This window comes from Mesorhizobium sp. M7A.F.Ca.CA.001.10.2.1 (genome assembly GCF_003998575.1).
GTDB lineage: Bacteria > Pseudomonadota > Alphaproteobacteria > Rhizobiales > Rhizobiaceae > Mesorhizobium.
The window spans coordinates 1-1,165 of the sequence record NZ_RZQY01001083.1 but is presented as its reverse complement, the minus strand read 5'-3'; the positions used below and the strand labels follow the sequence as shown (position 1 = coordinate 1,165).

General features: G+C 64.1%; 1 protein-coding gene. It reads left to right on the top strand.

The annotated features are described in order from the left end of the window. Positions 1-269 precede the first annotated feature (269 nt). Positions 270-1,112, top strand: a complete 843-nt coding sequence (gene panB, locus EN964_RS35240; protein WP_127272407.1) for a 3-methyl-2-oxobutanoate hydroxymethyltransferase — start codon at positions 270-272, stop codon at positions 1,110-1,112. Positions 1,113-1,165: the final 53 nt, after the last annotated feature.

Genomic DNA, 1,165 nt, shown 5'->3' with positions numbered 1-1,165 from the left:
CTGTTCCACCAGGTGAAAAACTGCGTAAGGAAAGTCTTCATTTCAAAACCCTCGCGCCGGCAGCGCCCGTTTTCCTGCTTATGGCGTCAGGCCTTGCCGAAGGCAAGGCTTTTGCCACGGCGTGCGCGCAAATGGCTTGCCTGAAGCCCGACACAAGCCTGTGATCCTCCCGGTCGCTGCATGCACGCTTGCCAAGCCTTTGCGGTATTTCTAAAGCTCTGCGCGCCCATGCCTGCATCCAGCCCGGCTTGAGGCCAAGGAGGTGACGATTGGCCACGGAATTGCCGACCACCGACATTCGCATCAGCGCCGAGGCGATTCGCCACCGCAAGGGCGGCACGCCGATCGTTTGCCTGACCGCCTATACCTATCCCATCGCCCGTCTGCTCGATCGCCATGTTGACCTGCTTCTGGTCGGCGACAGTGTCGCCATGGTCCTGCATGGCCACAAGACGACGCTGGGCGCCTCGCTGGAGATGATGATCGCACATGGGCAGGCCGTGATGCGCGGCTCGGCCAGGGCCTGCGTCGTCGTCGACCTGCCGGCCGGCACCTATGAGGCAACGGCAGCGCAAGCCGTCAACTCGGCGCGGCGGGTCGTCGACGAAACCGGCTGCCAGGCGGTGAAGCTCGAAGGCGGCCTCGACATGATCAGCCAGATCGAGGCCATCGTCGCCGCCGGCATTCCGGTGATGGGACATATCGGCCTGCAGCCGCAATCGGTCGAGAAGGACGGCGGCTACAAGATCAAGGGCCGCACCGAGGAGGCTGTTGCGGCATTGCTTCGCGATGCGCTCGCCGTCGAGAATGCCGGCGCTTTCTCGGTGGTCATCGAAGGCACGGTCGAGAGGGTCGCCGCCGATATCAGCCGCCGCCTCGCCATTCCGACCATCGGCATCGGTGCCAGCGGTGAATGCGACGGCCAGATCCTGGTCATCGACGACATGGTCGGGCTGACCGTCGATCGCGTGCCGAAATTCGTCAAGGAATACGCCGACCTGCGCAGCGTGATCTCGCATGCGGCGGAAACCTATGCAGCCGAGGTGCGGGGCCGGACATTCCCCGGCCCCGGCCATGTCTTTTCGGCGGCAAACAGCAGGGACGACACATGAGCCAACCCGTCGTCGTCGACAGCGTAGCCGCACTTCGCGCGCAAATCCGGGAC